13 protein-coding genes are annotated in these 15,550 nt (G+C 49.3%); 9 read left to right on the top strand and 4 right to left on the bottom strand.

Going from position 1 to position 15,550, the window contains the following annotated elements; all coding sequences use genetic code 11:
• Nucleotides 1–279: 279 nt before the first annotated feature.
• From B2X65_RS06975 to B2X65_RS07005, 7 genes are all read left to right on the top strand, one after another.
• Nucleotides 280–1,335, top strand: a complete 1,056-nt coding sequence (locus tag B2X65_RS06975) for an efflux RND transporter periplasmic adaptor subunit (RefSeq protein WP_290611519.1) — start codon at nt 280–282, stop codon at nt 1,333–1,335.
• 76 nt (nt 1,336–1,411) lie between these two features.
• Entirely contained in the window at nt 1,412–4,687 is a 3,276-nt protein-coding gene (locus B2X65_RS06980) for an efflux RND transporter permease subunit (RefSeq protein ID WP_290611520.1), read from the top strand.
• Nucleotides 4,684–7,767 (top strand): efflux RND transporter permease subunit, encoded by a 3,084-nt coding sequence (locus B2X65_RS06985; protein ID WP_290611521.1) that lies wholly within the window; start codon nt 4,684–4,686, stop codon nt 7,765–7,767. Before B2X65_RS06980 ends, B2X65_RS06985 begins: the two co-directional genes overlap by 4 nt.
• Before the next feature lie 249 nt (nt 7,768–8,016).
• A complete protein-coding gene (locus B2X65_RS06990) occupies nt 8,017–8,577 on the top strand; it encodes a TMEM165/GDT1 family protein (RefSeq protein WP_290611522.1) in 561 nt (186 codons plus the stop codon).
• A gap of 125 nt (nt 8,578–8,702) precedes the next feature.
• Complete coding sequence (locus B2X65_RS06995; protein ID WP_290611524.1) at nt 8,703–9,296, top strand: hypothetical protein; 594 nt, start codon at nt 8,703–8,705, stop codon at nt 9,294–9,296.
• 34 nt (nt 9,297–9,330) lie between these two features.
• Nucleotides 9,331–9,807 carry an NYN domain-containing protein gene (locus B2X65_RS07000; RefSeq protein ID WP_290611526.1) on the top strand — a complete coding sequence of 159 codons (477 nt, stop codon included), beginning with the start codon at nt 9,331–9,333 and terminating at the stop codon, nt 9,805–9,807.
• 115 nt (nt 9,808–9,922) lie between these two features.
• Nucleotides 9,923–10,288 carry a DUF1622 domain-containing protein gene (locus B2X65_RS07005; RefSeq protein WP_290611528.1) on the top strand — a complete coding sequence of 122 codons (366 nt, stop codon included), beginning with the start codon at nt 9,923–9,925 and terminating at the stop codon, nt 10,286–10,288.
• A gap of 101 nt (nt 10,289–10,389) precedes the next feature.
• Here B2X65_RS07005 and B2X65_RS07010 read toward each other — a convergent pair whose 3' ends face one another.
• The 3 genes from B2X65_RS07010 to B2X65_RS07020 form a co-directional block, all read right to left on the bottom strand.
• Nucleotides 10,390–11,562: a lipase family protein gene (locus tag B2X65_RS07010; protein WP_290611530.1), complete on the bottom strand. Its 1,173-nt coding sequence runs from the start codon at nt 11,560–11,562 to the stop codon at nt 10,390–10,392.
• A gap of 18 nt (nt 11,563–11,580) precedes the next feature.
• The gene (locus B2X65_RS07015; RefSeq protein WP_290611532.1) at nt 11,581–12,123 is read right to left on the bottom strand and encodes a carboxypeptidase-like regulatory domain-containing protein; all 543 of its coding nucleotides are present in this window, start codon (nt 12,121–12,123) and stop codon (nt 11,581–11,583) included.
• A gap of 111 nt (nt 12,124–12,234) precedes the next feature.
• Nucleotides 12,235–13,731, bottom strand: a complete 1,497-nt coding sequence (locus B2X65_RS07020) for a diguanylate cyclase (RefSeq protein ID WP_290611534.1) — start codon at nt 13,729–13,731, stop codon at nt 12,235–12,237.
• Nucleotides 13,732–13,921: 190 nt separating this feature from the next.
• Between B2X65_RS07020 and B2X65_RS07025 the strand changes: the two genes are divergently transcribed.
• Nucleotides 13,922–14,695: an esterase/lipase family protein gene (locus B2X65_RS07025; protein ID WP_290611536.1), complete on the top strand. Its 774-nt coding sequence runs from the start codon at nt 13,922–13,924 to the stop codon at nt 14,693–14,695.
• A 231-nt stretch (nt 14,696–14,926) separates the two neighbouring features.
• On the top strand, nt 14,927–15,166 hold the full coding sequence (locus tag B2X65_RS07030; protein WP_290611538.1) for a hypothetical protein: 240 nt from the start codon (nt 14,927–14,929) through the stop codon (nt 15,164–15,166).
• A gap of 24 nt (nt 15,167–15,190) precedes the next feature.
• Here the strand turns inward: B2X65_RS07030 and B2X65_RS07035 are convergent, their stop codons facing one another.
• A complete protein-coding gene (locus B2X65_RS07035; protein WP_290611539.1) occupies nt 15,191–15,529 on the bottom strand; it encodes a YajD family HNH nuclease in 339 nt (112 codons plus the stop codon).
• Between the last annotated feature and the right edge of the window lie 21 nt (nt 15,530–15,550).

The following is a 15,550-nucleotide window of genomic DNA, read 5'->3' on the forward strand; positions in this document are numbered from 1 at the left end:
GTCGGACCTTAGAGTATATGCACTACCTCTCGTATGTTGGGCCATTTACCGCAATAATTTACAACTTTTCGCTAAATTTTAGTGTAACTCGCTAACTGGTAGCATCTAAGAACAATCAGTTACAAAGTAAATATGTTTAACTGATTGAATAACAATATAAAAAATATAAAATTCAGTCTGGCATAGCCTCTGCATTAGGTGCTACCAGTAGCAATAACATATTTGATAATGTCGCCAGGATAGATTCTGACGATAAGTGCAAAACAAGGACCTTATAAAATGAAAACGTTATCTCTGGTTGTGGCAGTGTTGAGCTCGGCAGTATTTTTGAGTGGTTGTAATCAGGCCAATAGCAGCAGCAACAGTGACACCGCAGAAGTGGTTGCGATACCGGTTGAAGCAGCGCTGGCGCGCCCGGGAGAAATTAGTAGTAGTTACCATACTAATACCACCCTGGAAGCACGTGCTGAGACCGACGTCATCAGTAAAAGCAGTGGTATTGTAGAGCAGGTGCTGGTGGAAGAGGGCGACTATGTTAAGGCCGGTCAGTTGCTGGCCTTGCTGGAAAACGAACGGCAGCGGTTTATGCTGGCTAAAGAGCAAGCCGAACTCAGCCGCTTGGACAGTGAGTTAAAGCGCATGGCTGAAATGTACCAACGCCAGTTAATCAGCACCGATGTTTATGAAAAGTTGCGTTGGCAACATGATGCAACAAAAGCCGCTGTCGACTTAGCTGAATTAAGCGTACGCGAAACTGAAATTCGTGCCCCGATTGCCGGTGTAGTGTCGCGCCGCTACGTCAAAGTGGGTGAGCTTATCAGCCAGATGGCGCCGCAGTCGTTATTTCACCTGGTAGCCAATAGTGAGCTTGAAGCCGTCGTGCATATTCCTGAGCAGCAACTGGCGCAGGCTAAAGCGGGCCAGGCTGCTATTTTGCGCTTTTCAGGCATGTTACCGGTGCAGGCGAATATCAGTCGTATATCACCGGTAGTGGATGCGCAATCTGGTACGGTTCGCACCACGTTAATTATCGATAATAAGAACGGTGAGCTGCGTCCCGGCATGTTTGCTCAGGTTGAACTGAAATTTGACGTAAAAACGGACGCGTTGCTGGTGCCTAAACGGGCTATTATCACTATTGATAACCAACATAGCGTCTATGTAGTGGATAGCGAGGATAAAGTCAGCCGTAAAGCAGTTCATCTTGGTTACAGCTCAGATAAAACGGTTGAAATTCTTGACGGTATCACTACGGGCGAGCAGGTTGTGGTCGCAGGACAGGGCGCGCTGAAAGATCAAAGCCTGGTAAAAGTAGTTACCACTCGCGAGTTTTAACCCCCCTAAGCCCGGCTCTGCCGGGCTTTTTACTACAGTAATGAACGAAAAATAAGAAAATACTGAAAAGGAATTAATGATGAAACTGGTTGATGTAGCGGTAGCGCGCCCGGTCACAATATGGATGTTTACCTTTGGCATCCTGTTATTTGGTTTGGTGTCAGCAGGGCGCCTGGCGGTAAATTTGCTTCCCGATCTTTCGTATCCCAGCTTAACCATTCGCACCGAATATCTGGGCGCGGCGCCTGTTGAAGTAGAACAACTGGTCAGTAAGCCGATAGAAGAAGCACTAGGTATTGTTAAAGGGGTGCACAAGGTGCAATCGGTGTCACGCTCTGGCCGCTCCGATGTGGTGCTGGAGTTTGACTGGGGCACCGATATGGATTTGGCCATGCTGGAGGTGCGGGAAAAACTGGATGTACTGCTGCTACCGCTGGATATTGAAAAGCCCCTGCTACTGCGCTTTAACCCTAATTTAGACCCTGTGGTACGCCTGGCATTGAGCCGCGAAGGCGGCATCAATTCTGAACGGGAATTAGTAACGCTACGCACTTACGCTGAAGAGGATTTACGTCGTAAGCTCGAAGCCATGCCAGGGATTGCCGCGGTGCGACCTGATGGTGGCTTAAATCAGGAAATTCAGGTATTGGTCGACCCGAATAGGCTCAGTCAGTTGCAACTTGATATCGGGCTAATCAGTAGCCGGCTGGCAGAGGAGAACATTAATTTAGCCGGTGGCCGACTGGAAACGCCGGGTTACGATTTTCTGGTACGCACCATTAACCAGTTTGCTGACTTATCGGCGATTGAAAACCTGTATCTGGCCAACGTTGGTACGTCACAAATACGTTTAAAAGATGTCGCCACGGTCGTCGATGCGTTTGCCGACAGAAAAAGTGTTACCTACGTTAATGGTGCTGAAGCCATTGAAGTGGCCATTTATAAAGAAGGCGACGCCAACATTGTTAAGGTCGCTGAATCCTTGCTGACCCAGTTGCCCGCCCTGCGTAAAGGGTTACCTCAGGATTATAGTCTGACCCTGGTATACGATCAGTCAGCTTTTATTAAACAAGCCATCAGTGAAGTGAAATCGGCCGGTATTGTTGGTGGCTTACTGGCTATGCTGGTGCTGTATTTATTTTTGCGCAATGTTTGGGCCACTGTGATTATTTCCGTGTCCATCCCGGTGTCGATTATTGCCACCTTTAACCTGATGTACGGTCAGGGTATTACTTTAAACATGATGAGCCTGGGCGGTATCGCGCTGGCTGTAGGCCTGTTGGTCGATAATGCCATTGTGGTACTTGAAAACATTGCCAGGCATAAAGAGCAGGGCAAATCTGCGCAAGAAGCGGCCAGAGCCGGTACTGGTGAAGTTGCCATGGCTATCACTGCCTCGACCCTGACCACCGTTGCGGTGTTCTTTCCACTGGTGTTTGTTGAGGGCATCGCCGGCCAGCTTTTTAAAGATCAGGCGCTTACTGTAACCTTTGCTTTGTTGGTGTCGCTCATTGTGGCGTTGACCCTTATTCCGACCATGGCGGCCCGTCAGCGGACAATGATAACGCCCGGCGATGCTCAGCCGGAAGCAGCAAGGGTTAAGGGCAGTCGCTGGTATCATAAAGTTGGCCGCATCCTGTTATGGGTGCCCAAAATGATTGGTAAAGGTCTGTATTATTTTATGCTTGGCGTGTTAAGCCTGCTTACCTTGTTCTGGCGCGCTGTCAGCCGGGTATTGGGTTTGTTATTTAAACCACTACTTTATGTCGTAAAAACAGGTCTGGACGCGCTTACCCGTGGCTACCGGCGTTTACTCAGCGGCGCGTTGCAGACCAAAGCGCTAACCATAGGCTGTACGTTAATTATTGCCGCCCTGTGTTACAGCTTGCTACCACGACTTGGCGCAGATGTTATTCCTGAGCTGGCTCAGGGCGAATTTTACGTTGAAGTTCAGTTGCCTATTGGCAGTGCTATTGAACAAACCGATGCGGTGGTAAAGGAGCTGGCAGCCATTGCGGCGCCACTGGCCGGGGTTGCCCGCAGTTATGGCCAGGTAGGGACGGGTGCGCAAATGACAGTAGACCCGTCCATTGGTGGCAGCCACTGGGGCCGGCTGAATATTGTTATGCAGCCTGGCAGTGACGAGCAGGCAGAGCAGCAGGTAACTGAACAGCTGCGCCAGCATATTGCCGGTATGGCCGGGGTAAAAGCCCGCTTTGATCGCCCTGAATTGTTTAGTTTTGCCACGCCGCTGGAAATTGAACTGACCGGTTTTGAGCTGGCAGAATTAAAGCAAGCTGCGGATCAACTGGTCAGCAGTCTGGCTGCAGAACCACGTTTTACCGATGTTAAAACCAGCTTACGCCCCGGCCAACCTGAAATAACCCTGTACTTTGATCACGCCAGGTTAGCGCAACTTGGCATGACAGCCCAGCAGGTTGCAAAACGGGTTGCGGTATATGTGGGCGGGGAGGTCGCTGGCCAGTATTCGGTTAATGACCGGAAAATTGATATCCGGGTACGGTTAGCAGAGGAGTACCGCCAAACTGAGCAGCAACTTGCGTCACTTATTATTAACCCCGGCAGCGCGCAACCCTTACCTTTGTCTGCGGTGGCAGATATTCGTCGTGAACTGGGCCCCAGTGAAATTACCCGGGTTGCCCAGCAGCGGGTAGCGATTGTCAGTGCTAATCTGGCTTTTGGTGACTTAGAACAAGCTACTGCCAGCGCGCGCGAAATTGTTGCGCAGCAAAGCCTGCCATTTGGTGTTGGTGTGGTTGTCGCGGGACAGAGTGAAGAGATGCAGCGCGCATACAGCTCGTTAACCATGGCGTTATTGCTGGCGGTGTTTCTGGTTTATTTAGTGATGGCATCGCAGTTTGAAAATCTGCTGCAACCCTTATTAATCCTGTTTACCGTGCCACTGGCCGGTGCCGGCGCTATTCTCGGCTTATGGTTAACCGATACCCGCTTATCCGTCATCGTGTTTATTGGCCTGATTATGCTGGCCGGTATTGTGGTGAATAATGCCATTGTGCTGATAGACCGGATTAATCAGTTACGCCAGGGTGGCATGGCGCTGACTGAGGCCATCATTGAAGGGGGGGCCAGTCGTCTGCGGCCGGTACTAATGACCACGCTGACCACGGTACTGGGTTTATTACCAATGGCATTAGGCGGTGGCGATGGTAGCGAAATACGTGCACCGATGGCGGTTACCGTTATATTTGGTTTGATCTTATCTACCCTGTTAACCCTGGTGTTTATACCGGTGTTATATGGCTTATTCAGCCGGGCGCAACAGGCTCCAGACTCTGCTATGGCCAATAGCAACGCACAGGAGGCGGTATGACTGAAAAACCGTTAGCCATTACCCGGCTGGCGTTACGCCGCCCGGTAACGATCACCATGCTGTTTATTTCGCTGTTGCTATTTGGCGGCCTGGCAAGCCGCTTATTACCGCTGGAGATGTTTCCGGGTATTGATATACCACAGCTGTACGTCAATGTGCCTTACAATAATGCCAGTCCGGCAGAGGTAGAGCGGCTTATTACCCGGCCACTAGAAGAAGCACTGGCGACAGTGAGCGGTATTAAACAGATGCGCAGTTTTTCCAATGAAAACTCGGGCGAAGTGTCGCTGGAGTTTAACTGGAGCGAAAACATCGGCAGCAAAAGCCTGGAAGTGCGCGAGCGGATTGATACCGTTCGACACTTATTGCCGGATGATGTTGAGCGGGTATTGGTATTCCAGTTTAATACCGACGATATGCCGATTTTCCAGCTGCGCATTTCTTCTGAGCGTGATCTGGCCATGGCCTACGATTTGCTTGAGCAGCAAATAAAGCGGCCACTGGAACGGGTGCAGGGCGTTTCTAAAGTAGAATTATATGGCGTGGAAAAGCGCCAGGTTATTATCCGGCTGGATCCGGATAAGTTAAAAGCGCTGAATGTAGATGCCAATGCCCTTCTGGCACAGCTTCGGGGCAGTAACTTTGCCCTGACGGCAGGCGAGCTTCGCAATGCTGAGCAGAGTGTGCTGGTTAAGCCGCTCGGCGAGTATCGTGAATTGGCTGAGATAGAGCAGCTGCCGGTCAGGCCGGGGTTAATGTTACGGGATGTCGCCAGCATTGCAATGGAGCTGCCAAAGCGGCAAGACGGCCGGCATTTAAATCAGACCTATGCTGTTGGCATGAACGTGTTTAAAGAGTCAGGAGCCAACCTGGTTGAGGTAGCCAACGCCGCAATGGCGGTGGTGAAAGCGGCGGATGACAACCCGGCATTTAATGGCATCGATTTGTATGTAATGGACGATGTGGCTGATGGTGTCACCACCTCACTAAAAGACTTGCTGATGGCCGGTGCGATTGGCGCCTTGCTCTCTTTCGTGGTGTTATATTTATTTTTGCGTCATTTAACCACCACCCTGGTGGTTGTATTATCGGTACCGAGTGCCATTGTGATTGCGCTGGGAGCCATGTACTTTATGGGCTACAGCTTAAATATACTCAGCATGATGGGGCTAATGCTGGCCATCGGGATGCTGGTCGACAATGCAGTGGTGGTTACCGAAAGTATCTTCCGCGAGCGGGCAGCTGGCGGTGATGTGCGCGCGGCAACCGAGCGCGGGGTGCGCCGGGTAAGCCTGGCGGTGCTGGCGGGCACTGCGACCACTGCAATTGTATTTTTGCCCAATATTATTGGTCAAAAAATGCAGCTGACTATCTTTTTAGAGCATGTGGCCATCGCCATTTGTTTATGCTTAGCCATCTCGCTGGTAATGGCATTAAGTTTAATTCCGCTACTTACCACCAAATTAACGGTATTACCGGTTACTGATACAAAAGGTAGCAAGCTTGACCGTCTGTATAAACGCAGCCTGCAACTGGTAATGAACTGGCCGAAACTCTCTACGTTAGCGGCATTGCTGGTGTTGGCCAGTATCGCTGTGCCATTAGGCTCTATAGGCTCAGACGATGGCGATAATGGTGACAATGGCCGGTTGTTTATTAACTATCAAATTCAGGGCAATTACAGCCTGGAAGAAGTACAGGCGGAAGTGACTCAGATGGAGGCTTACCTGTATAGCCGCCAGGACGAATTCCATATTGAATCGGTGTACAGTTATTATACGGCGGGCTATGCCATGTCGACCGTGTTGTTAAAAGAAAAACCGCCACTTAGCCTGGAACAGTTAAAAGACAAAATCCGCATTAACTGGCCGCCATTAGTGCGGGCAAGACCAATCTTTGGCTGGGGCGGGGGCGGCGGTATGCAGCTGCATTTGCTGGGTAATTCTACCGAAGTGTTGATGGAATTGTCTGAGATGTTAGTCCCTATGCTGCAGGCATTACCCAGCCTGGAGGATGTCACCTCAGCGCTTAGTGATGATCAACAGGAAGTGCAAATAATTCTGAACCACCAGCAGCTTGAACGCTATAGCATTAGTGCACAGCAGGTCGCTCAGAACGTCTCACTGGCCTTACGCGGCGTTAATTTACGTACCTTTCGCAGCCCCGAGCAGGGCGAGTTGCTGCTGCGGCTGATTTATGATGAAAAAATCAGTCACTCACTGGCCGAATTACAACAACTGCCGGTAACCGAAGCAGACGGCGTAGCCATTACGCTGGCGCAGTTAGCTGAACTTAGGACAGTGCCACGGCTATCAACTATTCGCCGCTTTGACCGCGCCACAGGTATTGCTATTCAGATGAACCCGGCAAAAGATTCCGATATGGATAAAGCCCGGGCAGACATTGAACAGTTGATGAAAAGTGTCGCTCTGCCAGAGGGATATCGCTGGTCGTTTCGTGGTAGCTTTCAGCGCCAGGATGAAGAGCAGCAGGTCATGATGGTGAATATGTTGCTGGCGGTTGCAATGATCTACATTGTGATGGCTGCACTGTTTGAATCTTTGCTGCTGCCCACGGCGGTTATTGGCTCGCTGCTGTTCTCATTAGTTGGGGTATTCTGGACCTTCCTGCTCACCGGAACCGGCATGGGAGTGATGGGGATGATTGGCATGCTGGTGCTAATGGGCATAGTGGTTAACAACGGCATTGTGCTGGTGGATAGGATTAATCAGGATCGGGAATTGTTTCCGAGTCAGGATTTAAAAATCACTATTATTCATGCCTGCGAAGCACGGTTAAAACCGATATTAATGACCGTTTCAACTACGGTGCTGGGCTTGTTGCCATTGGCGATGGGCGGCACCCAGATCGGCGGTGGCGGCCCAAGTTATGCGCCGATGGCGATTGCGATTATTGGTGGGTTATTGTTCTCGACCCTGACCAGCTTGCTATTAGTACCCTTAACTTACTATGGTCTGCTGAAACTGCGCAGCGCCTGCGGTCGACTGGTCGGGCGCAGCAAAAAGTTAACGGACAAAGTACTACTTGCGGCCAAACCTGAGCATTCACCCCCAGGTTAATTTTGAGTTGCACAGGGCGGGTAGAGTTCGTACAATGCCCGCCGTCCTTAGGGGAGTAATCGGCCCGGTAATGTGATGCAGTTCGATATGCAATGCAAAATTATCAGGCGATCTGGTCAACATACTTGTGCCACCTGCACATGGCCTGATCATAATTGATGAGACTTAAGACATAGCGCCGGCCCATAGCGGGAGTCGGTGTTATGTCTTTTGTTTTTTGCTGCTAAAAGCATCCCGCCGAGAGTTGTAATGGACGCCTTATTTTCCTCATTTACTGCCGTTGCTATTGCCGAGATTGGTGATAAAACCCAACTACTGTCGTTATTTCTGGCAGCACGCTTTCGGGCGAAAGGGGCGATTATCGCCGGTATTCTGGTCGCAACCCTGTTAAACCATGCCGCTTCTGCCTGGCTTGGCGTCTGGTTGGCCCAGTTTATTACGCCTGCTGTTGGCCCCTGGCTACTGGGCGGCTCGTTTATCGTGGTTGGGCTCTGGTTATTAATTCCTGATAAAGATGACAGTAACGAAACGGGCCTATTGAAATACGGGGCTTTTGCCGCCAGTTGTATTTTATTTTTTCTGGCAGAAATTGGTGATAAAACGCAGATTGCCACCGTTATTCTGGCTGCTACCTTTGAACAGAGCGTGTGGCTGGTTATCTGGGGCACTACACTTGGCATGCTGGCGGCCAATGTGCCCGTGGTCTATGCCGGTAGCTGGTTACTGCAAAAAGTATCCCTGGACTGGGCCAGAAGGATAGCCTGTGCCGTGTTTATTTTGTTGGGTCTGACAACCATTATTGCTGCCTGAAGCGGTTTTGACGTTAAAGTGTATCAGCCTGGGTTCAGCAATGATCCGTTGTTATAGGACTTACACCACCGCTCAAAGCACCTGAGCCTGAGCTGCAGGCTGATGCTTAACATGGAAAAATAATTATGAAATCAATACGTTCTGGATTGCGGCTAAGCATACTCGGTTTACTGGTAATGCTACCGGCCTTCACTCCGGTTATTGCGCAGGCCGATACCGTGCTAACAGAACAAAACCTGAACCGGCTGGAAGCCGCATTACCAAAACTGGCAAAAATTCAGCAGGATGATGTCGCTTCACTGCACAAGGTTAGGTTACAGCGCCATTGTGACTGGCCGCGCCATGCCACTGAAGTACGGGCGCAGCAACAGGGCAAGAGCTATCTGGCAGAGGTTGATAAAATACTGGCCGAGCATAAGCTAAGCCCGCCATTATTTATGGAGCTGACCGCAAAAGGAAGCTGGCCATTGCTGCAATCTCTGCAGCCGGTGTTGTCGGTTACCCGGCAAACATTACCTTTTTTACCACAAACCCAGCGCCAGCAAGCCGAGCAACTGCTGGCCCAAACAGATAATATGACCCAGGTAGTTGAGCCTTGTTTAAGCGAGGCGGATACTAAGGCGCTGCGTCAGCATCAGCAGCGGTTAATCAACCTTGCCAGCAAATTACCGGGCAGTTTTTTACCTGCGCAACCGGGTTTCGCAGTACGAGCTGAATAAGCTGTAAACCAGCAAAGGCTTTTAAAGGAGCAGGATGAGCAACGTAACCATTTTGGTTGATGTGCAAAATATTTATTACACCAGCCGCCAGGCTTTTGGAAAAAGCTTTGACTACAATGCATTCTGGGCCGAGGTTACCGCCGGGCGCAACGTCGACAAGGCCATTGCCTATGCGATAGATCGCGGTGATGAAAAGCAACGCCAGTTTCAGAATATTTTGCGGGCTATCGGCTTTGAAGTGAAACTAAAGCCCTTTATCCAGCGGGCCGATGGCTCCGCAAAAGGTGACTGGGATGTCGGGATTACCCTTGATGCTATTGAGTATGGCCAGCACAGCGATGTGCTGGTACTGGCATCCGGCGACGGTGATTTTGCGTTACTGGCAGAGCGGCTAATCAGTAAATACCAAACAGAAGTGGAAGTGTACGGTGTACCCAGCCTGACTGCCCAGGCTCTGGTCAATGCGGCCAGCCGGTTTGTGCCCATTGGCCCACAGTTGTTGTTAGGTTAGTTAAGGTAAATTCCTGAAGCAATCCCTTCGGTTATAACTGTCACCTAAGATAAGCTATGCTTTAGGCTGGCGACTTAATTGCAGCAATGCTAACGGAGGTATTTTGGCACAAGGGATGACAGGATTACTGGGTAACTGGCCGGAGTGGTGTGCTGTTGCCATCGAAATGCTCGGTATCGGGATTATTACTGTTATAGCGGTGTATTCGCTTGTACACGGCATGATCAGGCTATTGAAAGGCGATTCACCACGGTCTATTCAGCAGGAGATCAGACAGCGGCTGGGCCGCGGTATCTTGCTGGGGCTGGAGTTTCTTATCGCCGCCGATATTATCCATACTGTTGCAGTTGAACTGACCTTTACTACGGTGGGGGTGCTGGCGCTGGTGGTACTGATCCGGACCTTTCTGAGTTTTACCCTGGAAGTTGAATTAACCGGCAAGTGGCCCTGGCAACTGCGGCGCTCAGAGACCGCTGAATAATCAGCGGTCTTATAAACTGTCTGTTACCCAGGCCCGATAACCTGACGGCTAAGTTACTGGCCCGGGCAACAAGCGCGCTATCTGGCAGGGCAGTTTTGAGCTTACATTATACTGCTGACGGCATCTCTTGCGCTGCGGTACAGCGCGGCAAAGGTTTTGTCAAAAACCCAGCGAATAAAATTAAACGTCAGGTTTGTAACGGTAGTAACTGCCTGACGGGCAAACGCCAGCATATGGCCCAGCAGGCCACGGGTTTGCCCGGCAAAATCAACTGACGCTTTGGCAATGCTCTCTAAAGAGCGCGCCAGCAAATCGTAGAAAGTAAGCCCGGTACCAATCGTCGCCTGCGCCATCACTGCGGTGTAATAACCGGCATCCTTTAATAACGTAATCAGTGCCGCACTGATTTTGTCTGCCCAATAAGTAGAAAATGAGGCCTGATGACGGTTCTCGTAGGTTAAACGAACCCGGGCAAAATGCTGGGCAGAGCGCTGGTTAAGCGCTTGCCAACTGCGACTGTTAGCGGTATTCAGGTATCCGGGGGATTTATGCTCAGCCATACCATGGGCGGCGACACTGATCCCTGAACCACTATCCAGCCGGTATTCAGTGCCCTCAAAAGGAGCATGTACAAAAGGCCATAATGGGATCATTGGCACCGGATCGGCGCCATGAGTGCAGCGGTAAATTGCGTTTAGTGTAGCCGTATGTTTTTTTGAAAAGGCGTGCATGCCAACTCTTGGCGCCCCAAAGGTATACAGGTTAACATTACATTTAAACCGGTTTTTCAGCCAGTCGGCTGTGAGTGAGGCAAGGGCGCCCCCCAGACTGTGGCCAACACAGTGCACGGTGGTAGAGCCATTTCCGGCCAGCATCGGCGCCATAATTTTCTCCAGCGCTGCTTGTAACGAGCCAAAGGTTTTATTAAAACCGGCATGCACCGCCGTGCCGTTGCCGCCGCCAGTGACGCCGATATTGCCATTGGTTAGCCAGTCGCGATTTATATGGGTGCCGCGGATGGTCACCACATAGTCGTTAGAAAACTGATTTATACCTTTGCCCACTAAAGCAAAGCCGGTGGTTTTATTAAAAAGACTGAACAACGAGCCACCTGATACGCCTTTGACCGGGCCTTGTGATAAATCGAAACTGAAGCAGTTTTTGGCTTCAAAACTCCCAAGGTTCAAGCGGTATATTCCTGATGCCGAGGGGCGTTCAATCTGGTAAGCAATTTCTGCCAGTTCGGCCGCTAGCCGGGGCGTAAGTGTAGACATAGTAGCTTCCTTGTGCCGTTACAATGGTTGCGATTTTCCGTCTGCCCAGCGGCAAATGCTAAAGGTACTATGCGGAAAGTCAGGGTTTTCAACGTTAGGGAATACCTGTTCCTGTTCGTCATTGCTCAGTTCACAATTTAATGCTGCCAGACGCTGCACTATGGCTTGCTGAGGCTTTATGCTGGATGTTGTTAAGTACCACAGCAGATAAGTCTGTTGCTGATGATGAACCACGATAACCTGGCGGGTCCGTAATTCCTGTAAGGTACCGGGCTTACTTGAGCGAATGGTTTTTGCCGGGAAGCTAAAGTTACCGTTATCATCGCTGCGGGTGGTATCAACATATTCCTGATCGTAATGAAGCTCGCGCGATACCCTGACGCCAGCAAGAGGCATTCCGTCCATTAGCACGGTACCCTGTATTGCAGGCGACAAATGCACGTCATGTTTTTTTAACCAGTCAAACATATCTGCCATAACCTGTTGGGAGAAAAATAATGAAATCAGCAATATCAACAACATTGCCGCTAGTGACGTCGGCTTTCGCCAGACATTAACCATGGAGACTGCACTTTAGCCAAAATTGACGTTGCTAAAATATATCAAATAATAAATATATGTAAATACAATATTTTAATTTGGTTTGGATTTTAGGTGAGAGCTGTTTCAGGATCACGCCAGGCAGATCTGGTTTCTACCATTCTGTTTGGCCTGATAAAGGGCTCTGTCGGCACGTTCAAAGCATTTCAGCAAGTTTTCAGCAGTGTGTTGTTCCGCAACGCCAAAACTACAACTTAGCCTGATATCGCAGTGAAAAACATATTTTGTCAGCGCCAGAGCGATCCGCTGACAAAGCGCCTGGGCTTCCGCCGCTGTTGTTTTCGGGCATAAAATAACAAATTCCTCGCCGCCCCAGCGGGTAACCTGATCATGCTCACGCACCTTGTCTAACAAGATTTTTGCCAGTTCCTGTAAAATGGCGTCACCGACACTATGGCCATGATTGTCATTAATGTCTTTAAAGAAATCGATATCAATAACGATTAAGCTCAGTACATCCTTCGCCTGGGCCGATCGACGCTGAACATGCTGCATCGTTTTGTCAAAGTGATTGCGATTATAAAGTTTGGTCAAGGGGTCATGATTGGATAGAAATTCCAATTCAGTTATCGCGGATTCTAATTTATGTTGTGATTGCTCTAAGAGCTGATTTTTTTCCTGTAATTTAAGGTAGAAAGAACGGCTGCGATAATTCCATAATGTCAGTAGTAAAATAATGGCGATTGCGACTCCGGCAACCTGCCATAGCAATTGGTAGTTAACGACATCAATAACTTCAATCCGCGTCCACTTCTGGTAAATGTCGATATGCTCTTGTTCCGTGATATTTGCCAATGCCTGATTAATTACCGGAATAACAGCCCGGGCACTACTGACAACGCCAAACCTGAGTTCATCTTCCAGCCCGACCCAGCCCGCTACTTTTAAGTGGTAAAGTGATTCCTGGCGGATTTGATTGTTAATAGAGTACAACGAACCAATAAAGAGATCGGCGTCACCTTCAGCAACGGCTTGCAGCCCTGCGGGCTCATTGTCCACTAACACTAACGGCGTTTCTGGATAATAACGTTTTACATATTCGCTTAACCGGTAGCCTTCGGGCACGGCCAGTGAGCGGGTGCCGATATTTTCAATACTTTGTAAAAAAGGTTGTTCTTTTAAGGAAACCAGCACATTGGGTGAGCGAAAATAGACGTCTGAGAAGTGCAGATAAGTTTCGCGTTCTGCCGAACGATTCAGCATTGGCGATAACTGACATTTCCCGTTTTGCAAATACTGCAGGGACTCCAGCCAGGATGTTGTGGGTACTAACTGAAACTGCAAGCCGGTTTTCTGGCTTATTAAACTTACATAATCAGCTGAGATGCCAATATGCTCGCCATCCTGAATAGATTCATATGGCATCCAGTCCGGATCGACACAATACGTTAGCAACTGCTCTGAAGTGGCTGCTTGATCAGCATGTGTAGCAACAGAAAACAGGCCAGACCACACTAATAAACAGGCGCTTAGCACTATGTTCTTCAGTGTCTCAACTTTGTATCTTAACTGACGCTTTGCCATACAACGTTCTGTTTGCGCGACTATTAGAATATTTTTTACTGCCATTTATAAAGCCGTTTGCTGCGGACACTACCGCGATAGAACCAACTGTCATGAGTTGATAGTAATGTTACTGAATGATAGTAGCGCCAAATTGGCAAAAGCGCGAACAGGAGCAACAACTGTCGCGTGACAACTATGCCGTGGTGCAGTAGCCTTGCCTGATAACAGAAACAGTCAAAAGTAACGGTACGCGATGCGCACAATACTGGCTTTAATAGCTTTAATGATATCTGGTTACAGCGCAGGCTCAGATTGCGTTGTACTGCTGCATGGTCTGGCCCGCTCAGCTTCAGCGATGGAGACAATGGAGCAGGCATTAACCGACGCCGGCTATTTTACGGTTAATGTTGATTATCCTTCTCGCCAGCATGCTGTTGAACAACTGGCTCCAATGGCAATTGCACCCGCATTGGCAAAGTGCCGGGCTGAGCACAGCCCGGCAATCCATTTTGTCACCCACTCTATGGGGGGGATTTTGCTGCGGCAATATACTAAAGACCATCAGATAGCCGAGTTGGGCAGGGTTGTGATGATGGGCCCGCCGAATCAGGGCAGTCAGGTGGTCGATAATTTAAAAGATGTACCGGGTTTTGAAGCGTTTAATGGCCCGGCAGGTATGCAGCTTGGTACGGGTGAACAGGATTTACCGAGGCAATTAGGTCCGGTTACTTTTGAATTAGGTATTATTGCCGGCACCCGCTCAATCAACCTGCTGCTATCAAACTACCTGCCAAACCCGGATGATGGCAAAGTATCGCTGGAAAACACCAAAGTAGCCGGAATGTGCGCGCTGGTCAGCGTAAACGTATCACATCCGTTCCTGATGAAAAGACAAAAGGTCATTAGCCAGGTATTGCACTTTTTGCAGTACGGTAAATTTAGCGGTGATAACGCCGCACACTTCGTCTGCCCGGCACAGTTAACATCGACGTTAGCCCGCAATGTACCGGATTATATTCCAAAGTAGTTTGGCTGCTTTAATGTTGATCTGCCCGCTTGTTGAAACTGCTTTGTCTTATTTAATTGCGTTGTTATACCGTTTGTCAGAAAACTAAACCGTTTGTCTGTACTGTCTGTAAAACTGCAATAAAAGTTTTGTATGCTGGTGCCGGCTAATTTTTCATCAAGTCATGCGGGGTTGATAACAAGCTGTTCAACCTGAAAGAATGTTCGTCTTATCATTAAAAGTGAGTACCTAATGGAAACTGCTGTGATTGAGAGACGCCAGTCGACTAGGGAAATGCAACCGTTCTGGGATGAACTTAATCTGGCACAAAAATTTTCGGTGGCCGAACTGCAACGTTTTGGTTATGAACTATCTTTCGTGCGTCACGCTACTTCTGGCAGTTTGGCAGTGTTAAGAGCTGGTAATAAGTTTGCAGCCATCAATCAGGAAGGGGTGATTGATACCGCACCTGACATCGTCATACGTCACTAAACACTCATTGGCCGTTGCCAATGGTTACTTTGATTTGTTTAGTAACGCTTTAAGGTCGGCAAACGGGTTATGGGTGGCTGCTTCGACTTTCTGCTCGGTGGTGCTGCCATACATGACAAACTCGTGGAATTTATTGTGCTCGTTGTCATGACAATAAATGCATAGTAATTCCCAATTACTACCATCGCTTGGGTTATTACTATGGTTGTGATCGACATGATGTACGGTTAGTTCGCGCAAATTGGAATGAACAAACTCACGCGCGCAGCGACCACATACCCACGGGTACATTTTTAACGCTTTGTCACGATAGCCCTGTTCCTGCTGCTGATAAGCCTGGGCGCCATTATTGTTTTTACTCATTTTATCCTGCTTTAATTGTGG

Source organism: Arsukibacterium sp. UBA3155, from assembly GCA_002364615.1.
In the GTDB taxonomy this organism is placed as follows: Bacteria; Pseudomonadota; Gammaproteobacteria; order Enterobacterales; family Alteromonadaceae; genus Alishewanella.

Bases quoted from the DNA above. Each gene is read 5' to 3' on its own strand.
- B2X65_RS06975 (WP_290611519.1), top strand. From the start codon at position 280: ATGAAAACGTTATCTCTGGTTGTGGCAGTGTTGAGCTCGGCAGTATTT.
- B2X65_RS06980 (WP_290611520.1), top strand. From the start codon at position 1,412: ATGATGAAACTGGTTGATGTAGCGGTAGCGCGCCCGGTCACAATATGG.
- B2X65_RS06985 (WP_290611521.1), top strand. From the start codon at position 4,684: ATGACTGAAAAACCGTTAGCCATTACCCGGCTGGCGTTACGCCGCCCG.
- B2X65_RS06990 (WP_290611522.1), top strand. From the start codon at position 8,017: ATGGACGCCTTATTTTCCTCATTTACTGCCGTTGCTATTGCCGAGATT.
- B2X65_RS06995 (WP_290611524.1), top strand. From the start codon at position 8,703: ATGAAATCAATACGTTCTGGATTGCGGCTAAGCATACTCGGTTTACTG.
- B2X65_RS07000 (WP_290611526.1), top strand. From the start codon at position 9,331: ATGAGCAACGTAACCATTTTGGTTGATGTGCAAAATATTTATTACACC.
- B2X65_RS07005 (WP_290611528.1), top strand. From the start codon at position 9,923: ATGACAGGATTACTGGGTAACTGGCCGGAGTGGTGTGCTGTTGCCATC.
- B2X65_RS07010 (WP_290611530.1), bottom strand. From the start codon at position 11,562: ATGTCTACACTTACGCCCCGGCTAGCGGCCGAACTGGCAGAAATTGCT.
- B2X65_RS07015 (WP_290611532.1), bottom strand. From the start codon at position 12,123: ATGGTTAATGTCTGGCGAAAGCCGACGTCACTAGCGGCAATGTTGTTG.
- B2X65_RS07020 (WP_290611534.1), bottom strand. From the start codon at position 13,731: ATGGCAGTAAAAAATATTCTAATAGTCGCGCAAACAGAACGTTGTATG.
- B2X65_RS07025 (WP_290611536.1), top strand. From the start codon at position 13,922: ATGCGCACAATACTGGCTTTAATAGCTTTAATGATATCTGGTTACAGC.
- B2X65_RS07030 (WP_290611538.1), top strand. From the start codon at position 14,927: ATGGAAACTGCTGTGATTGAGAGACGCCAGTCGACTAGGGAAATGCAA.
- B2X65_RS07035 (WP_290611539.1), bottom strand. From the start codon at position 15,529: ATGAGTAAAAACAATAATGGCGCCCAGGCTTATCAGCAGCAGGAACAG.